11 protein-coding genes and 1 pseudogene are annotated in these 14275 nt (G+C 61.1%); 6 read left to right on the forward strand and 6 right to left on the reverse strand.

The genetic code is table 11. The features are described from left to right. Window positions 1-10 precede the first annotated feature (10 nt). The 3 genes from BEN47_RS07080 to BEN47_RS07090 are packed head-to-tail and all read right to left on the reverse strand — an operon-like array spanning window position 11 to window position 5737. Window positions 11-1207, reverse strand: coding sequence for an alginate lyase family protein (locus tag BEN47_RS07080; protein ID WP_070726665.1), 1197 nt, complete (start codon window positions 1205-1207; stop codon window positions 11-13). Continuing rightward, window positions 1207-2628, reverse strand: a complete 1422-nt coding sequence (locus BEN47_RS07085; protein WP_070726666.1) for a RagB/SusD family nutrient uptake outer membrane protein — start codon at window positions 2626-2628, stop codon at window positions 1207-1209. Before BEN47_RS07085 ends, BEN47_RS07080 begins: the two co-directional genes overlap by 1 nt. A gap of 37 nt (window positions 2629-2665) precedes the next feature. After that, a complete protein-coding gene (locus BEN47_RS07090) occupies window positions 2666-5737 on the reverse strand; it encodes a SusC/RagA family TonB-linked outer membrane protein (protein ID WP_083322211.1) in 3072 nt (1023 codons plus the stop codon). Between the two features lie 272 nt (window positions 5738-6009). On the opposite strand from BEN47_RS07090, the gene BEN47_RS07095 reads away from it, so the two are divergent. From BEN47_RS07095 to BEN47_RS07115, 6 genes and pseudogenes are all read left to right on the forward strand, one after another. Then, window positions 6010-6723, forward strand: a complete 714-nt coding sequence (locus BEN47_RS07095) for a plasmid pRiA4b ORF-3 family protein (protein ID WP_070726669.1) — start codon at window positions 6010-6012, stop codon at window positions 6721-6723. A 45-nt stretch (window positions 6724-6768) separates the two neighbouring features. Then, window positions 6769-7386, forward strand: a pseudogene (locus BEN47_RS07100) (recombinase family protein). Window positions 7387-7405: 19 nt separating this feature from the next. Then, the gene (locus tag BEN47_RS07105) at window positions 7406-7633 is read left to right on the forward strand and encodes a hypothetical protein (protein ID WP_070726671.1); all 228 of its coding nucleotides are present in this window, start codon (window positions 7406-7408) and stop codon (window positions 7631-7633) included. 18 nt (window positions 7634-7651) lie between these two features. Then, a complete protein-coding gene (locus tag BEN47_RS20205) occupies window positions 7652-8362 on the forward strand; it encodes a hypothetical protein (protein WP_125921555.1) in 711 nt (236 codons plus the stop codon). After that, window positions 8359-8796 carry a hypothetical protein gene (locus tag BEN47_RS07110; RefSeq protein ID WP_083322216.1) on the forward strand — a complete coding sequence of 146 codons (438 nt, stop codon included), beginning with the start codon at window positions 8359-8361 and terminating at the stop codon, window positions 8794-8796. Before BEN47_RS20205 ends, BEN47_RS07110 begins: the two co-directional genes overlap by 4 nt. A 22-nt stretch (window positions 8797-8818) precedes the next feature. Beyond that, window positions 8819-9589 carry a T9SS type A sorting domain-containing protein gene (locus tag BEN47_RS07115; RefSeq protein ID WP_070726673.1) on the forward strand — a complete coding sequence of 257 codons (771 nt, stop codon included), beginning with the start codon at window positions 8819-8821 and terminating at the stop codon, window positions 9587-9589. An 874-nt stretch (window positions 9590-10463) separates the two neighbouring features. Here BEN47_RS07115 and BEN47_RS07120 read toward each other — a convergent pair. From BEN47_RS07120 to BEN47_RS07130, 3 genes are all read right to left on the reverse strand, one after another. Beyond that, window positions 10464-10745, reverse strand: coding sequence for a hypothetical protein (locus tag BEN47_RS07120; RefSeq protein WP_070726676.1), 282 nt, complete (start codon window positions 10743-10745; stop codon window positions 10464-10466). A gap of 3 nt (window positions 10746-10748) precedes the next feature. Next, window positions 10749-12269: a hypothetical protein gene (locus BEN47_RS07125; protein ID WP_070726678.1), complete on the reverse strand. Its 1521-nt coding sequence runs from the start codon at window positions 12267-12269 to the stop codon at window positions 10749-10751. A 1201-nt stretch (window positions 12270-13470) separates the two neighbouring features. Further along, the gene (locus tag BEN47_RS07130; protein ID WP_158010898.1) at window positions 13471-13830 is read right to left on the reverse strand and encodes a helix-turn-helix domain-containing protein; all 360 of its coding nucleotides are present in this window, start codon (window positions 13828-13830) and stop codon (window positions 13471-13473) included. Between the last annotated feature and the right edge of the window lie 445 nt (window positions 13831-14275).

Below are 14275 nucleotides of genomic sequence, written 5' to 3' on the forward strand. Positions count from 1 at the left end.
AAACAGGTCATTACAGCGCCCATGGCACCCGGGCAAAATCAGGATTTAAAGCAAATACCTTTTCCGCTTCCAGGTCAGCATAATGCGGGCTGGCCAGGTGGTAGAGCGTGAGCACGGCGTGGTTGCTCACCGGCACGACATCGGGGCGGTCCATCTGCTTTTGCCGCAGCAGATAGGGCTTAAACCACGCAATGGCCGGGTGCAGGCCGCGGCCGTCGGGCAGCGTGTAGTTCCAAAGGTCAACCTTGAGCTTCTCGGCCAGGCGGGCCACCCGTACCCAGCCCAGCATGTTCATGGTCACGTAGTTCCAGGGGCGGGTGCGGGCCAATTCCAGGGGCTGAGAGCCATCGGGCGCGAGCTGCACGGCCAGACGGGCAAGGGTCATGGTCTCGAGCACCTTACGCGCCAGGGTTTCATCTCCAGTGAAGAGGGCAAAGTCGATTACCTGCGCGTCGTAGAACGTGCTGTGGTTGTTCCTGGTCCGGCCTTCTTCCAGGCCCAGCTTGCTGGTGGTGGCCCAGGTGGTGAACTGCCGGAACCAATCCTTCAGCCCGCCCACCAGCCGGGCATCGATGCTTTTGCTGCCGCTGAACAGGGCCAGCGCGTCGGGAATTTCTACCATGTCGCGCGATTCTATCATGCCGTAGCAGCGGCCGGTGCTGACGCCCGGAATGGCCTGCGCGAAGTTCAGGTGGGGGTTCATGCGGGTGGCCGGCTCCAGGAAGAAGCCCCGCAGCTGTTTAGCGGCGCAGGCTGCATACTGTTCGTTGCCCGTGAAGTAGTAGGCCACGCCCAGGGTTTTCACGTCCCGAAACAGGTCCTTCAGGTTGTCTTCGTCGGTGAAGGCGGCGGCTTCCGGGTTGCGCAGCCCGTCTTTGTTGATGTAGGGCAGCCCATCGGGCCTGGTGGGGTCGGGCCAGCTGTAGGGCGCCTGCGACATGTAGTCATGCTTGTCGCCGGTGGGCGGTACCTGGCTTTTGCCCGTAATGAAGTAAGCGCGCTGGCGCAGGGCTTTATCGGCCGCGCGCAGTACGGCTTTCACTTGCGCCACCTCCACGGGCTGGCCCTTTATGTAAGCCGCTTTATAAGCCGCCATTTTGCCCGCATCAAGCAGGATGAACGGGGCCGGCGCAGCCGACTGGGCCGGGGCAATGCCCCAACCCAGCAGCAAGGCCGCCAGCAGCCACCGAAAACGCTCGGCCCGCATCAGAACCCAGGGTTTTGCATCAGGTTGGGGTTCAGCACCACCTCGCTCTGCGGAATGGGGAGTAGCAGGAAATTGTTGGCTACCGTGCGGCTGAGCACGCTTTGCTGCACTTGCTGCAGGCGGCCCAGGCGCAGCAAGTCGAAGCGGCGGTGGCCCTCCTGCACCAGCTCCCAGGACCGTTCCTGCAGCAGCAGGTCAACAAAGGCAGCTTTGGTAGTGGAGGTAGTTGGCAGCGGGACCAGCCCGGCGCGCACCCGCACCCGGTTGATGCCCGTGTACTTGGCGGCATCGGCGGCGTTCAGGTTGTTGAGGGCTTCGGATTGCAGCAGCAGCACGTCGGCGTAGCGCAGAATCAGCCAGTTGACCCGCGAGTCGTTGCCGATGCGGCGGTCATCCCGAAACTTGTTGAAGTAGAACTGCGACAGCACGGTGGTACCGGCCCGGTTGGTGAGGTTCCAGTCTTTGCGCACGTCGTTGGCGGTGTAGGACTGCACGAACTGATTGGCAGCGGAAAACGAGCCGAAGCCCCCGCCCGCTGGCGACAGGTACTGCCGCACGATGATGTTGCCCACGTTCGGCGGCAGGTCGAACTGCACCGAGAAGATGTGTTCGGGTCCGTTCTCCTTGTCGGCATTGAACACGTCGCCGTACATCGGCAGCAGGCTGTAGAGATTGGAGTTGATGACGCGGTTGGCAGCGGCCAGGGCATCCTGGTTGTCGGTGGCCTGAGCGTCGGGAGAAGCGGCGCGGGTCAGATACACTTTGGCCAGCAGCGCGGCGGCCGCGCCGCGCGATACGCGCCCTTTGTTGGCCGCCACAATAAGGTTTTCAGGCAGGCAGTTGGCTTCCGCAAACTTCAGGTCGTCGATAATCTGGTTGTACACCGTGGCCGGAGGCGTGCGGTTGGGGCGCAGGTCGTCGTTCGGGCCTTTCACCGGAGCCAGCAGCAGGGGCACCGCCCCGAAACTGCGCACCAATTCGAAGTAGCCCAGCGCCCGCAGAAAGCGGGCGTTGCCTACGATGTTGTTCTTGCGGACTTCGTCCATGCTGATGGGCGGCACCTTCTCAATCACGTCGTTGGCCCGCGCAATCATCAGGTAAGTGTTGTTCCACCAGAAGGCAATTTCGCCGTTGTTGGCCGTGTAGGTATAGCGGTTCAGCTCGGCGCGGTCGCCGGTGGTGGCGCCCACCACCTCGATGTGCTCGCCGCCCAGCTCCTGCACCAGCCAGGCCGTGCGGCCGTAGTGGCGCTGCTGCTGCATAACGGAGAAGGCGCCGTTGAGGCCCGCTACGGCATCGCCTTCATTCTGGTAAAAATTGGATGCCGTGAGGAAGTCGTAGGGCTTTTCTTCCAGAAATTTTTCGCAGGAAGAAAGCAGACCCAGGGTAAGCAGGCTGAGCAGAACGAGGTTCTTTTTCATGTCGGAACGGAATAAGGAATGCCTGGACGGGAAGGATTTAAAAGCCGATGCGCACGCCGGCGATGAACGTCCGGGAGCTGGGGAAGGCGTTGTAGTCCGTGTTCAGGCTCAGGTTGGAGTTACCGAAGGAGTTCACCTCGGGGTCGTAGCCGGTGTAGTCGGTGATGGTAATGAGGTTCTGGCCGGTCACGTAAATGCTGGCCGCTTTCACCGTTTTGTTCATGCCCGCGGGCACGGGAATGGTGTAGGAGATGGTGGCCGTTTTGAGGCGCACGAAGCTGCCGTCTTCCACCACGTCGCTGGTAATGCCGGTGTTGCGGCGTAGCACGCTGTTGGCCTTGGGGATGGTATTGCTGGTGCCGGGCCCGGTCCAGCGGTCTAGCACGGCCTTCACTTTGTTGGGGGCCACAAAGCCCGACTCCAACTCGTAGCGGTTGAGGTTGAGCACGCTGCTGCCTTCCACGCCCTGAATGAACAGGCTCAGCCCCAGAGGCCCGAAGGTGAAGTTGTTGGTGACGCCATAAATGAAATCGGGCTGGGCCTGGCCCACGATAATGCGGTCGCCGCCGTCGATGCGGTTATTGCCGTTCAGGTCGGCGTAGCGCGGGTCGCCGGGGCGCACGCGGTCGGTGATGCCGCTCTCCGCGATTTCCTGCGGGGTCTGCCAGATACCCAGGAACTGGTAGCCGTAGAAAGCCCCAATGGGCTGACCCACGCGCAGGATGCCGGTGTTGCCCGCCGCGCCGGGAAATACGCTGCCGCTCGACTGCCCCACAAACCGCTCTCGCTCGCCGTTCAGGTCTAGTACTTTGTTGCGGTTGAGCGAGAAGTTCAGGTTGGTTTTCCAGCCGAAGCGGGCGCCCTCCACGTTCACCGTGTTCAGGCCCAGCTCGAAGCCCTTGTTCTGCACGCTGCCCGAGTTCAACAGGATGTTGGAGAAGCCCGAAGTTTGCGGGATGGACACCTGCAGCAGCAGGTCGCTGGTCTTTTTATAGTAATAGTCGGCCGTCAGCAACACCCGGTTTTTCAGGATGCCGATGTCGATGCCGAAGTCAGAAGAAGCCGTGGACTCCCAGGTCAGGTCGGGGTTGGGAATGTTGGAGGCCGTGAGGCCCACCAGGCGGGTGGTGCCGCCGGTGTAGGGGTTGAGGCCGTAGCGGGCCAGCGACTGGTACGAGCCGATTTCCTGGTTGCCGGTGATGCCGTAGCTGGCGCGCAGCTTCAGGTCGCTGAACACGGGCAGGGACTTCATGAAGTTTTCGTCGATGACGCGGTAGGCCACGGCTGCCGACGGGAAATAGCCGAACTTGTTGTTATCGCCGAAGCGCGACGAGCCGTCGGCCCGCATCGTGAAGGTGACCAGGTACTTCTCGAACAGCCGATAGTTTATCCGGCCAAAATACGAGGCCAGCGTGTTGGAATTGCGCCCCGAGCCGGGCGTGAGCACGTTGCCGCCAATGCCCAGGTTGTCGTTGCCCAGGGCATTGGTGAACAGGTTGCTCACCGAGGCGTTGTAGCGCTCATTCACGAATTCCTGGAACGTGAGGCCCGCCACTACGTTCAGGGCGTTGTTCTCGTTGAGCTTACGGTCAAAAGTCAGCGTGTTCTCGTTGAGCCAGCTGTAGTTTGTGGCCGAGCCTTTGAAGGCGAAGCCGTTGGTGTTCTGCCCCACAAACACGGTGGAGGGAATGAAGCGGTTTTCCTGGCTGTTGAAGAGGTCGATGCCACCGGAAATGCGCAGCTTCAGGCCGCGCGCGATTTCGTAGGTGCCGGCGGCGTTCAGCAGGCCACGCAGCACGTTCTGCTCGTTGCGAACACTTTCGGCGTAGGCCACCGGGTTGCCCCCGATTTCCACGTAGGGCTGGGGCTGGTTGTCGAGAGTGAAGTTGCCGTTGGCGTCGCGCACGGGCACGGCCGGGTTGAAGCGTAGGGCGTCGAGCACGGTGCCGCCGCTGCTACCGCCGTCGGTGTTCACATTGGCCCGCTGCTGCTGGGTGCGCGAGAGCTGGCTGGTGAAGTTGAAGTTGATTTTGTCGCTCACCTTGCGGTCCAGGTTCAGGCGCACCGAGCCGCGCTTGAAGCCCGAGTTTATGATGATGCCTTCCTGGTCGAAGTAGTTAAAGCTCAGGTTGTAGCGGGTTTCTTCGTTGCCGCCGCTGAAGCCCAGTTGGTAGTTACCCATGCGGGCTGCACGGAAAATCTCATCCTGCCAGTCGGTGCCTTTGCCCAGGTCCGCAATCTGCTCCTGGGTGTAGGGCAATGCCCGGACTTGGGTGGGGTTTTCCTGGTTGTTTAGCGTTTGTACCTCGTTGAGGTAGGTGGCAAACTCGCGGGCGTTCAGCAGCTCGTACGGCTTGCGCACGGTGTTGAGGCCGGTGTATGCCTCAAAATCGATGACGTTGCGGCCGGCCTTGCCTTTTTTGGTGGTCACAATCACCACGCCGTTGGCCCCGCGCGAGCCGTAGATGGCCGTGGCCGAGGCATCCTTCAGCACCTCGATGCTCTCGATGTCGGACGGGTTGATGGAGTTCAGGTCGCCAGCGCCCGGAAAGCCGTCAATCACGAACAGCGGCTCGTTGCCGGAGTTGATGGAGTTGGTGCCCCGGATGCGGATGGACACCCCACCGCCCGGCTCGGAGTTGGTCTGGGTAACCTGCACGCCGCTCACACGGCCCTGCAGAATCTGCTCGGCGCGGGCAATTGGCACTTCCGCCACCTGCTCGGCCGAGATAGAGGCCACCGCCCCGGTCAGGTCCTGGCGCCGCTGGGTGCCGTAGCCCACCACCACCACGTCGTTAAGGTCGGTGCTCTTCTCCTTGAGGCGGACCGGCTCCACAGTGGCGCCGCTGCCCACGCGCCTCTCCACGGCTTCAAAGCCGATGAAGGAGTACACCAGCACGGCATCGTCGCCGGCCACGGGCAACGTGAACTTGCCTTCGGCATCGGTGGCGGTGCCCAGCGTGGTGCCTTTTACTACCACCGAAACACCCGGCAGCGGGCTCCGGTCCGCAGCGCTCAGGACCGTGCCGGTTACTTGACGGGTCTGGGCCTGCGCGGAATAAGCCGCGGCTACGGCCAGAGGTATTAGCAGTAGAGTACTTGTTCGCATGGGTCAGAAGATTTAAGTAAGAATCTTGTTTGGGGCGTTAATTCCGTGTAAACATCCATTTATTAAACATTTTAACCTATGTTTTTTTACGTAAACGTTTGCGCTAATCTGAGGTGGCTGACTAACTCTGGACAGAACAGGGTGGTATCTTCCCTCTGTCCTGAAAGACACACCAAAACCCGACAAACGGCGCTAATTTGGAGAGCATCAAAAAGGGTGGGGAAGTAGGGGGCAAGCACCTGTTGGCTTAACTTGGGAAGCCATCTCTGTCGTTGAACGCCACGCCCCAACCAGCTGCTGCTGCTATCTTATCCGGTATTGACCGGCTGGCGGCGGTCTACCAGCTCAAGATTCATCTGCTAGGTATCAGCCCGCAGATTTGCCGGCGCGTGTTGGTACAGGGCGATACGACGCTGGCCGAACTGCATCACGTCTTCCAGGTGGCGATGGGCTGGGACAACTGGCACCTGCACCGTTTTAAGCTCTGGGGCAAAGAACACGGGATTCCATATGCCGGCGGCATCTACTTTGCCGACGATACCCACCGGGTTCACCTGGGCGATTTCCCGTGGCGGGTCAACGACAAGTTTACCTACACCTATGACTTCGGCGATTACTGGCTCCACCAAGTGCGCGTGGAACAGGTGTTTCCCCCGACTGCCTTAGCGGCTCACCCGGTGTGCGTGAGTGGCCGCCGGGCCTGCCCACCGGAGGAGGTCGGCGGTCCCAGGGGCTACAACCAACGGACGCTTGACCAGTTTGGCTGGGCCTACGAAGCCCGTGACCGCCTACTGGCCGGCGAGGACATCCGGGAGGACGACGTGCCGACTTGGTTCTGGACCTTTCGGCCGGAGCATTTCGACAAGGAGCAAGTCAACGAACGCCTGGCGCAAGTGTATCAACTTAAGGGTAATCCCGATTTTCTGTATTCACAGGGCGGCTACGACTACTTTTTCGCGCCTTCCGCCGGACCGAATTCGCATTAAGAAAACCAGATGGTTTTTATGATACGGCAGGAATAGCTTTGCGCCATGCAACAGGCCGTCATTTTCGTGCGCGTCTCCAAAAAGGAGCAGGACTACCAGCGACAGGTCGAAGACCTGCGCGCCGTAGCCCAGAACCAAGCGGTGCAGGTCGTGGCCGAGATTTCGGAGAAGATTAGCGGAGCCAAGTGAAATCAGGACCGGGAGAGGATTCAGCAGTTGCTGGAACTGAGCCCCCGGGGCGCCATCCAGAAAGTATTGGTGAGCGAAGTCTCGCGTTTGGGCCGCTCTACGGTGGAAGTGCTGCAAATCGTCGAGGAACTGACGCAGTTAGGCGTCAGCATCTACGTCCAAAACTTCGGGATTGAAACGCTCAAAAACGACAAACGCAATCCGGTGGCCCAGTTCATGTTCACGCTACTAGCCGAATTTGCCCGCCTGGAACGCGAGACTCTGCGCGAGCGCATTCTCTCTGGCATGGACGAGGCGCGCCGTCAAGGCGTCAAAATCGGCCGCCCGGCGGGCACCACGGAGGAGAAGGCCGTTTTTCTGAAAAAGTATGCGGCCGTCGCCCGGCAACTACGCGCGGGCCTGAGTGTACGTAACACGGCCAAGCTCTGCGACGTGGCCATCAATACGGTTCACAAAGTGAAAGCCTTGCTGTAATCCCTAACTCCCCAGTCCCATGAACTTCAAACTACAACTGGTGGCGTGCCCCCCGGACGGCGACGAGCCCGCTATCGAAGATGTGTCTGCTTGGACCCGCGAGGACCTGAGCTTAGCCAGTGTGGGCCTGACGCTGGCCGAGTCCAAAGCACTGCTGCAGCGCATCCAGCAGAAAGTGATTGCGCAGCAGGTGGCCACGCATTTTCAAGCGCAGCAGCCCGCCGGCTTACGGAAGAAGGGCAGCTAACCGCTCCAGCTGAAAACCTTGTTTGGGAACGTCACGGTCGACAATCCGCGCTACTACTTACCGCCCGCCGAGGCGGGACCGAAAACCTATAGCCTCCTCCAACACCTCTTTCCGCAGCACGTGACCCCGGAGCGGTTGTATTTGGAAACCAAGTGGGGCAGTCTCATCTCGTACCAAAAAACGGCCGATTTGCTCCGCTACGTGTTGCCCATTGCCGCGAAGCTCATGGGCACGACCGTCCAGCAGCACCTGCACGCGGTGGTCGAAGCCCAGGAACAGCAGCTGCCCGCGGAGGTGGCCTCTTTCCAAGGCATTTGTCAGCGCGACCGCGAGGCCGTGCCGTGCCTGCCCCGCCCGCTGGTGGTCGGCCTCAACGGCGGCTACGTCCGGCACTGGCACAAAAAAAGTTGTTTCGAGGTGATTGCGGGCAAAAGCATTCCCGCCGAAGGGGCCGCCAAATGCTTCGGCTTCGTGCAGGAAGTAGACGCCAAGCCGCGCCGGCGGGTGTTCGAGGTGCTGCGCTCGCAAGGCATACAGGCCAATCAGTCGGTGGAATTCTTTACCGACGGCGCCTCCATTCTGCGGTCGCTGACCAGCTACCTGGGTGCGAAGTCGCGTCACATCCTGGACTGGTTTCATCTGACGATGCGCATGACGGTGCTTAACCAGTACGCGCTGGGCGTCGTCCAAGTAGATGCAACAGGGGGAAGGCGCTGCAGAAAGGCTTGACTAGCATCAAATGGCACCTCTGGCACGGCAACGCGGAGCGGGCCCTGGAAAAAATAAGGGACTTGGACGACACACTGGCCACGCACCAAAACGACCCGCTCGTGGCCAAGAAATACAGCAAGTGGAAGCCAATGACCCGATTGATTGCTGATTTTTACACCTACGTGGAGCAGAAAAGTGGCTTCATTGTGGACTACTCGGAGCATCATCGCTACGGCAAACGCGTCTCCACGGGCTTTGTCAAATTGGCGGTGAATCAAGTGCTAGCCAAGCGAATGGCGAAGCGGCAACAACTGCAGTGGACTAAAAAAGGGGCGCACCTGCTTGTGCAGGCCCGCACGAAGGTGCTCAACGAGGAATGGGAAGACTGTTTTCGGCAGCAGTATCCCGGCTTCCGGTCAGTGCCAGCAGAACCGATGCAGATGGCCGCCTAACCCAAGTGCCCCACACTTTTTGATGCTCTCCAACACCGTGACCATCACGGCTGCGCCGACGGCGACCTTCGGCTATGCCTCTGCAGTAAACTGCGAAGGTGCGGGCCTCGTAACTGCCGCGCTGGCCACGGGCGCCACGGCGGGCACGTTCTCCTCAACCACGGGCCTGGCCATCAACGCCATCACCGGCGCTGTTGACCTAGCCACTTCGACGCCGGGTACCTACACCGTGACCAACACGGTGGCGGCCGCGGGCGGCTGCGCCGCGGCGATGGCCACGGCTACTTTCACGGTAATCGCTCGTCCGGTGCTGACGGCCACCTACACCGGCACTACTACCACGCTGACAGCGAGTACGGCTACCGGCAACCAGTTCTTCATGAACGGCGTGGCCATTGCTGGCGCGACGGGCCAGACCTACGTTGTGAACGGCACGACTGCTCAGCTCGGCTCCTACACTGTAGTCACCACCAGCGCTCAGGGCTGTACCTCGCTGCCTTCAACTGCGCTGGTAGTGACGTCGAGCGTAAAGCCCGTGGCGGGCAGCACGCTGCGCCTTTACCCTAACCCTACGCCGGACGGCCGATTCAACGTGGAGCTGATTGGCTACACTAAGGCCGTGGAGCTGAACGTGTACAACGCCCTGGGCCAAGTAGTATACTCCGCCATGCTTAAGGCAACGGCTGGGACGCGGGTGCAGCCCATTGATATGATGCTGCTGTCCTCGGGCGTGTACGGATTGTTCATCAAGACCGAAGGGGGGCTCGACACACGGCGGGTTGTGAAGCAGTAACGCCTTCGCTGCTGCGCTCGGACTGACTTTCAGTGCGGACCGGATAGGTCGGAGCTTTTTTTATGGTTGGAAACCCCGGCGGCTTCTCAACTCTTGTGTGAGTTGTGCGGAACGCTACCGAATAGGTCTCAGCCAAGCCGCTAGTCGTTTAGGTAAGCATAACGGTGGTGTTTGGCATTTAAACGGTTAAAAAAAAGAGCAGCCCACACCAAGGTGCGCAGGAGCACCTGCAATAAAATCAATTCGCTTAAAATTATAAGCAACGGCCATAGGTACTTGTGTAACCGTAGGGCACTTAGACCGTAACTTTTTTATAACATGTTTTCAGTCTGATAAAATTCGCATGCAGACGCTTCGATGGGAAGAAATTGCGGCCCTCCTGGAAGATTACCGGCAGCTACGCGTAACACTAGGGACCACGCCGCCATTAGACCATCCAGCCCTTGTAGCCTTGGAGGAGGAGTGGCGTCGACGCGCCCCTCGGAGCAAGACCTTGGCACAGGTTGCCGACATCAGTAAGAAAAGCCCAGACCCCAGAGGGTATTGGCATAGCCTGATGCATGAGAATGGCTACACCCGTCATGGGTACTTATTTCCAGGGTGGCAGCCAGGACACCCACCAAGTACGAGCAGCACACCCAGCAGTCTCCAGTCAGGGGCTTAATGATGGTGTAGCAACTGGGGTACCCGTACAAATAATGGCAGGCCTCGGTGTGCATCTATCCAATGAGTGCGTGCAGGCAAACTGGGGGAGCCCGGAGGAGATGGTGGGAGGTCGTGTTCAAAATGTGGCAATAGGTTAACGCACGAATGCTCCCCTCCCGGCACCAAATACAGCAGCGAGGGCGTCCGACTCCAGTCTCCGGTCCCGGGGTTACTTCTCCAGGGGCTCGGCGTCGAGGGGGAGGTCCGGGGTGAGGCCCGAGAAGAAGGCCAGGCAGTCCTCCCAGGCGTAGCGGGGGTAGTCCGGGTCGCAGCTCTGGCGGATGTGGGCGCCGGCCGCGGCCAGGACTTCCTGGACCTGGGCCTTACTTAGGCCGTACTGCTTGCGGAGCTGCTTGGGGGTGACGTAGGGGACGTTTTCGTGGTAGGTGAATTTCACGGGCCGGGTGGTTTCGGTGGGGGGGTGGGCCTGGTACGGCGGGCGGCGGGGCAAGTTCTAATTGCCGTCCAGGGGGACGGCCTCGATACTGGGGGCGATACCGGCGGCGGCTTCGAAGGCCTGGGAGAGGAGGGCCATGGCCACGGGCACGTCGCGCTCCCGGCAGATGATGGAGTCGTGAATGGAGGCGCACCAGATGCCCTGGGCCTGGAGGGCCGGGAGCACGGTGTCGACGACCAGGCCGGCTTCGATGCGCTGCAGCTTGATGGCCAGCTGGGTGTAGTCGTGGCGCTTGCTGGCCCAGATGAGGGCGTAGACGCTGGGGTAGTTCTTCATGAACCACTGGCCGAGCTGGCTGGCCTCGGTGTGCCGGGTCTCGCCGAAGAACACCGAGCCGAACATGCGGCCCTTGAACTCCTTGCGCTCGCGCTTGGCCGTGGCGCTCAGGCCGTGGGCGTTGGCGGTGTCTTCGTAGAACATGCCCACGGCGGTCTGCTGGCGGTAGCGCATGACGTCGGCCGGGTAGGGCAGCCCGTTGTCCGCGTAGCGGCGCTTGAGCAAGACGTTGAGGAGGAAGGGCTGGCAGTTGCGGATGTCGAGGTTGAAGAGGCGCTCGCCGGGGTAGTCGACGTGGTAGAGGTTGGCCCGGGACTCGGTGGCCAGGCTGGTGAGCATGGTAAATACCCGCGACTCCGGGTCGGGCCGGGTGACGTCCTGGAAATGGCCGCTGGCCAGTTGCTCCACGGTGACCAGGTTGCGGTCGTGCGAGGCCGTGATGCTCTCCTCCATGGCCTGGTACCAGGTGGGGGCGGCCGGGGTGGCCAGCTTCTCCGCCTTCATGCGGGCCGTTTTCAGACGCTTGGCGACGTCCTTGCGGGCCGGGAGGGTGATGGCCTCGTCGGTGTTCCGGGCGAGGTCCAGGAGGTAGTTGTAGTACTCCATGGGGCACGTGGTGCGGGCGAGCAAGGTGCGGTGCTCGGTCAGGAAGGCCAGCGTGCGCTCGTAGACGGCCTCGTTGCGGGCCAGGGCCTGGTCGCGGTGGATGCGCAGCCGGTTGACGTCGGCCTCAATACGGACCAGGAGCTGGTCGCCGGTGGCCTCGGCCCGGGCGGCGCGCTCGGCGCGCTTGGCGGCGGTGCGGAGGTCGAGCTTGCGGCCAAGGACCTCGGGCTTGAGGAAGTTGAGGGCGATGAGCTTGCCGCGGAAGGCGGGGGCGAAGCGGTAGCCCAGGCTCTTGCCCGGGCGGATGACCTCCCCCGCCTTGTTGCGGCGCTCGGGGTAGAACAGCTTGTCGCACTCGATGATGCCGGCGCCGAGCGAGTTGGCGATGATGTCTTTGGCGTAGCGGGCCCCGACCCGGGTGCGGAAGAGGCGCTGGTTGACGGGGACGAAGTCGTCGGGCGTCAGGTCCTCGTCGTAGACCGGGGCCGTGGCCAGAAAGTCGAAGAAGTCGCCGTACTTGTCGTGGTAGTCCATAACGGCCCGGTCGTCGAAGCCCCAGGTGCGCAGCATGCCGATGATGTCGGCGAGCGGGGCGGGGACGAAGAGCGGGCGGTTGGTGTCGTAGAAAGCGGCCATGTGGCGCGGGGGGTTAGTTGGTGTCAGGGTTGGGTCTCCGGCGTTCCACGGCCGGCGGGTTAGTTGGGCGGGTTGGAACGCCGGGGAGGCCTAAACCAAACCTCCCCCGGCCCCGGCCGCTTTTGTCAAGTGCGGCTCCTCGGAAGCCCGCGGTGGGGCTTCGGGGGTAAATACGCCGACCGACTACTGTTCTGCTCCGGACGGCGAAAAAGTGAAAAAAAGTTTTTGCCTCGCGGGCGGGCGGGCGCGCGCGGTGGTTCTGAAGGCACTCACAACATTCACATCCCGGGGGACCCACAAGCTCCCTCACCCAGGCTCCCCACCAGACAACCATCACCCAGGTTCCCCAACCACCAACCCCACCAGGCACCCACCCGCCAGGCACCCCCAGACCAAGGCTCCCCTTCTAAGGTGATACAGTTGGTGGAAAATCTCGAATGGGTCATCTTTTGGGGAGCCCCCGTTGGGGGGTGCTTGGTGAGGAAGCCCCGCTCACCCCGAAAAGAACGAGGTCGTAAGCGTGGCGGGGACCGCCGGGCGGGGAGTGGTGCCTACTTGACTTTGCGGGGCTTCTGGTAGATGGGGAAGACCTCCTTGATGCGGGCCAGGGTGTAGCCCCTGAGCGTCTTCTTGACAGTGCCGTGTCCTGGTTGTCGAGCCGAGCCTGGTGGAGCACGCGGTTGAACTGCTCCTCGGTCTTGGCGGCCTTGACCGGCTCGCGGGCCTGTGGATCGGTGAACTTGAAGTCGGCGCGCATGCGGTTGAAGGTCTGGGCGTAGCCATCGCCGCTCAAGCGTGGTAGTCTACCACGATACTGGCCGGATTACGAATACCAAATATTTTGAAAAATCCGCGCGCACCCACTAAAATTTTGAGGCCCGAGGCGGGGGGAGGGAGCAGAGGGGGAGGTGCCCAAAGGCAAGGGGGGAGGGGGCCTCAGGCGTCGTTTTTTCACTGACTCCGTTAGGCCTGGCCACCAATTTGTCGTGTGAAAAGGCCCTGCATGCTGTTTTCTCAGGGGGCACACCAATAAAAAGGGACCGTAAGGGGGACTAAAAATGACGGATAAGTCGGGTTTTTAGCGCCTGGGGAACTGTTAAGTTTTGCACTTGTGTCGCGTGGAAACCTGGATGACTACGGCCTGACCCGGGCGTTGGCGCTGCTACCCGGAACTGGATAAAGTAGTTAAGCACAATGGGTGTCAACTGTCCGCGCCAGCACCTGCCACTACCGTAGCCGGCTTTGCTGGGGAGCCCGTTGCGCGGCGGGCGTACTTGCGGCGGCCGTCCGGTTGGGTTTGTTGTTGCAGGGCCGCCAGCACGTGCCCTCGCTTGAAGCGCACGGCGCGGCCAACTTTAAAGGCCTGAAGCTTTTCAGCCTTGGCCCACTCGTACACGGTTTGCGGACATAACCCCAGCAGTTGAGCGGCCTGGGCCACAGTCAAGACTTGGTCATTCTGGTCGGCTTCCGCAGCGGCTGCGGCTTTCTCCACCGTCATCAACTCATACTCCTCACGAGCTGCCCACCGGATGTAGCATTCAAGTTGCGTAAGAAATTCCAACCACTGCGGAGCGAATAGTTTGGCCAGCTTTTCAACGTCCTTTTTTGGGGACGCAAAAATCTGATTGTCTTTTGGTTGGGGCGAGGAGTTGAGAAGCATACCCAGCTTTACGCCAACCTCAGGGGGGCCGTTACCGCATCATTTCTCCTTTTTGTAAAAAGATTACAAGCGGGTTAATGCCCCTTGGGTTGAGCGAGAACGGATGGCTGAGTTTCTCCGCCTGCCACGCAGTGAAAGTCGGTTTGATGGCAACTGAAAACGCCGCCACAAATAAGCAAAAGCTGTACTCATGGCGGCGTTGCGGAAGCAGGCCTACTCCGCTACCTCCAGCTCCTCGGCGATGCTCGCGAACTGGGCCAGCGCGGCCTGCAGGTTCTCCGTGATTTCCAGGGCCAGCACGTCGGGGGCGGGGAGGGTGGCGCTGTCTTCCAGGGCATCATCTTTC

This window comes from Hymenobacter lapidarius (assembly GCF_001816145.1).
Lineage (GTDB): Bacteria > Bacteroidota > Bacteroidia > Cytophagales > Hymenobacteraceae > Hymenobacter > Hymenobacter lapidarius.

What these genes read in the sequence shown, in the direction of transcription:
- BEN47_RS07115 (WP_070726673.1), top strand. Translation starts at nt 8,819, where the DNA reads ATGCTCTCCAACACCGTGACCATCACGGCTGCGCCGACGGCGACCTTC.
- BEN47_RS07105 (WP_070726671.1), top strand. Translation starts at nt 7,406, where the DNA reads ATGAACTTCAAACTACAACTGGTGGCGTGCCCCCCGGACGGCGACGAG.
- BEN47_RS07080 (WP_070726665.1), bottom strand. Translation starts at nt 1,207, where the DNA reads ATGCGGGCCGAGCGTTTTCGGTGGCTGCTGGCGGCCTTGCTGCTGGGT.
- BEN47_RS07085 (WP_070726666.1), bottom strand. Translation starts at nt 2,628, where the DNA reads ATGAAAAAGAACCTCGTTCTGCTCAGCCTGCTTACCCTGGGTCTGCTT.
- BEN47_RS07125 (WP_070726678.1), bottom strand. Translation starts at nt 12,269, where the DNA reads ATGGCCGCTTTCTACGACACCAACCGCCCGCTCTTCGTCCCCGCCCCG.
- BEN47_RS07090 (WP_083322211.1), bottom strand. Translation starts at nt 5,737, where the DNA reads ATGCGAACAAGTACTCTACTGCTAATACCTCTGGCCGTAGCCGCGGCT.